We start from the raw sequence: 3,400 nt of genomic DNA, 5'->3' as shown, positions 1-3,400 counted from the left end.
TCTATAAGAATGAATAAAGCTTTTACCGAATGTCCAACAAAAAATACTGATTATAGTATAAATTTTGTTTTCAATCCTAATTTCAACTATTTTTAAAACCAAAGCAGGTAGTTTTGAGACAGACTGCCGTTGTAAAACATTTTGAAAAAACGAATGACTAAACAAATCACATTTCTAATTCTGACTTTTATAAGCATTAATGTTTTAGAACAAACTGCGGACGAATTAAATGAACAATCAAAGAAATTAATTGAGCAGCAGAAATTTGAAGAGGCAATCCCGATTTTAAAAAAATCAGCTGAATTAGGAAATGCTGAAGCGCAATATAATTTAGGTTACTGTTATCGTGCAGGAGCTGGAGTTGAGCAAAATACTGAAAAAGGAATTGAATGGTTTGCCAAATCTGCTGAACAAGGATTTAACGATGGACTTTATCAAATGATGATGGCTTATGGAAATGGAGACGGAGTTGAACAAGACTATAAAAAAGCATTTGAATTTGGACTAAAGTGTGCCAAAAACGGAGATGGAACTTGTATGTGGAATATTATCAACTGCTACTATTCAGGAATGGGAGTTGAAAAGAATATGGACAAAATGTTGGAATGGGCAACTCGGCTTGGCAAACTTGAAAATCCAGAGAATTTGACAAAAAGCGGTTACATAACTTCAGTCAGATTACAGCTTGCTCAAATGTACAGAGATGGTGGAGAATTAGAGAAAGACTTGTTTAAAAGTTACCAATGGTTTTTAATATTCAATGAATTTAAAAAAGATTTCTCTTACATTAAACAACAACAGATTGTAAAAGAAATACAAGAATTAGAAACTAAACTGACTTCTGACCAAAAAGCAAACGGACAAAAAAAAGCAGAAAAATTATTAGGAAGACCATTGAAAAATATGGAAAACCTATACAAAGCTGAATTATAAAAAACGTTTTACAACAATGGTAACCGTTGCACAAGCCAATAATTTCAAAAAATCCTGATTTAAATAAGCCGCCTTAAGCGGTTTTATTGTTTAAAGTTGGTAGACTATACTCCAAAAATTGGAGTGCTTAAAAGGCTACTTTTAAGTGCTCCTTCAAGGTTTTGATAATGAATAGACCGGGCAAGCTGTGCTGCCCCTGTTTTCACCTTTTTACCGGTATATTTTAGGTACTTCTTCAGGTTATAGGCAATGGCAGCCAAGTGCATGCACTTATTGGCCTGTTTGATCCCAATGGTGTAGATCTTTCGAAGCCCAAGATGTTCTTTTAAAATACCAAAGACCGGTTCCACAGTGCTCTGTCGCTTGCCTTTCATAAAGCGGCCAAGCCTGCTGTTCACCCGTTGGTTGTTGTGTTCATATTCTTCCCTGTAGGCGGTAATGTTGATCCGCTTCTCATGGCTCTTGCCAATACAAGCCGCTTTGATCGGGCAGCCTTTACAATCACTGCGTTTGGTAAAATAGTTATCTTTAAGCGTACCTTTCTCCAGCTTCTGTTTCCGGAAGGTTACTTTCTTGCCTTGGGGGCATAACCAGTAGTTGCCTTCCTTTACATAACTGAAGCCTTCGGGACCACCTTTGTAAGTGCCATGGGCAGGAATATAACTTTTGATCCCTTTACCTTCCAGGTAATGATAATTTTCTCCACTGCTATAGCCTGCATCGGCCAATAGATGTTCCCAGATCAAGCCTTCCCGGCGTAAGCGGCGGTTTAAACGCATAGTGGTATCTTGTAAATATTGATTGTCTTTCTTATCGGCATGATATCCATGGATATCAGTGATCACATGAAAACCGGTATCCACTGCCATATTGCAGAGATAATTCAGTTTCCTGGCCTTGCCGGGCTTGACACTGATACGGGCATCAGGGTCGGTTGGACTGTAGTGTGTTTTATTACTGGTATACTTACTGCCTTTATTTCCTGATCCCGGACGCTGATCCTGATCTTTGCTCCAACGCTTGTTGCGGCTAGAGATCGCCTGGAGTTCCTGTTCATTGGCCGTTATGCTGCGTTGCCCTTTGTCTGATTTATCGACTTTACTCTTACGAAATGGCTGATCTTTATCCATCGCACTAATATGACGAACTCTGCGCAAATGAGATTCTAGCTGCTCTTCAGGTACTTTTAGTTCCAGAGTGTCCATCGAAGCGTTGGCCTTTACCGGTGCACTATCAATAGCCTGTGTATGGCCACTCACCATCCCCGCTTCTACACAAAGGCTGAATACTTTGGTAAATACCGACTCAAAGACTTCTTCAGGAAACAACTGTCGTGTTCGACTGATGGTTGAATGCCAAGGTAGCCCTTCATCTATATCATAGCCTATAAAATACAGGATATCCAGTCGCATACTGCAATGCTCCATAAGCTTGCGGTCGCTGATGATATTCTCCAGATAGCCCACCAGACAAAGTTTAAAGAACACTACCGGATCTATACTCTTTTGACCGCTGCTACCGTAAAAGCCGTGCGTGACTTCATAGAGAAAATCCAGATTGAGCGCAGCTTTTAAACGCCTATAAAAATTTTTCTGGGGGACTCGGTCACTCAAACGGAAGGAAGTGAAGAGTTTTTCCTGATATTTCTTTTTGCCTTGCATCCCATGAAATTAAACTTTTTTACTAACTTGTGCAACAGGCACAATGTGTATAATTCATAAGGGTTTCAGTGTTTTTCGAGCTGCATCACCCGTACCAAAGTTGGGTGTAACTTGACAGGTTTGAAGCCCGAAATCCCTTACGAAATCATACGCTTACCGTTGTAAACAAGGCTCGAAAAAAATCGAACTAAAAAACTATAAATTTTATGATGAGATTTCTACTACTAATAATCTGTTTGTGCAGTTTAAATTTAAATGCTCAAAACCATCAATTTTCTCTGACTGGTAAAACTTTAAACATAGAAGATGGAACTTATCTTTACCTAAGAGATTTAGTAACAGGGAAACTATCTTGTAACAGGGAATCATATTGACTATAAAGATGATACCGGATTTACCGCTGATGGAGAATTCAAAAATTTAAAATGACTTTAAAAAAATACGGAATTGCATTCTGAAAAAAAATACAGGTGGTCATACCGGTAAACGTTGCAAAAATCAGATTTAGAAAAAGACAAGTGGATTTTACGAGTTACGCAACAGGCACAATAGTCATAATTTTTTGTTTACAAAATGCTGAATCAAAAATCTAAAGAAAATAGTGAACATTATCATTGGGGGGATAATTGTAGTGGATGGTATTTAGTGAAATCTGAAAGTCTAAGTATAATTGAAGAATTAATGCCGAACTCGTTTAAACTTTTTCCTTTTTGAAGGGTTTGAACTTTTTCAAGGCTAATACAATAAAAGCAAGATAGTTAAACCCTTTCCAGCTTGCCACGGTAGTATCAAACCTGTTTAGTAAC

At 38.0% G+C, this 3,400-nt stretch carries 2 protein-coding genes and 2 pseudogenes; 2 read left to right on the top strand and 2 right to left on the bottom strand.

Going from position 1 to position 3,400, the window contains the following annotated elements:
• Positions 1–153: 153 nt before the first annotated feature.
• On the top strand, positions 154–933 hold the full coding sequence (locus tag L1967_RS22035) for a tetratricopeptide repeat protein (protein ID WP_249603648.1): 780 nt from the start codon (positions 154–156) through the stop codon (positions 931–933).
• A gap of 104 nt (positions 934–1,037) precedes the next feature.
• Here the strand turns inward: L1967_RS22035 and L1967_RS22030 are convergent, their stop codons facing one another.
• Positions 1,038–2,594, bottom strand: coding sequence for an IS1182 family transposase (locus L1967_RS22030; protein WP_249603647.1), 1,557 nt, complete (start codon positions 2,592–2,594; stop codon positions 1,038–1,040).
• Between the two features lie 351 nt (positions 2,595–2,945).
• On the opposite strand from L1967_RS22030, the pseudogene L1967_RS22525 reads away from it, so the two are divergent.
• Positions 2,946–3,023 (top strand): annotated as a pseudogene (locus tag L1967_RS22525) (Atu4866 domain-containing protein); the annotation flags it as partial.
• Positions 3,024–3,288: 265 nt separating this feature from the next.
• On the opposite strand, the pseudogene L1967_RS22025 reads toward L1967_RS22525, so the two are convergent.
• Positions 3,289–3,400, bottom strand: a pseudogene (locus L1967_RS22025) (IS5 family transposase); the annotation flags it as partial.

This window comes from Zunongwangia pacifica (genome assembly GCF_023499215.1).
GTDB lineage: Bacteria > Bacteroidota > Bacteroidia > Flavobacteriales > Flavobacteriaceae > Zunongwangia > Zunongwangia pacifica.
Note: the sequence above shows the minus strand (reverse complement) of the source record. Positions and strands in the feature narration are given on the sequence as shown.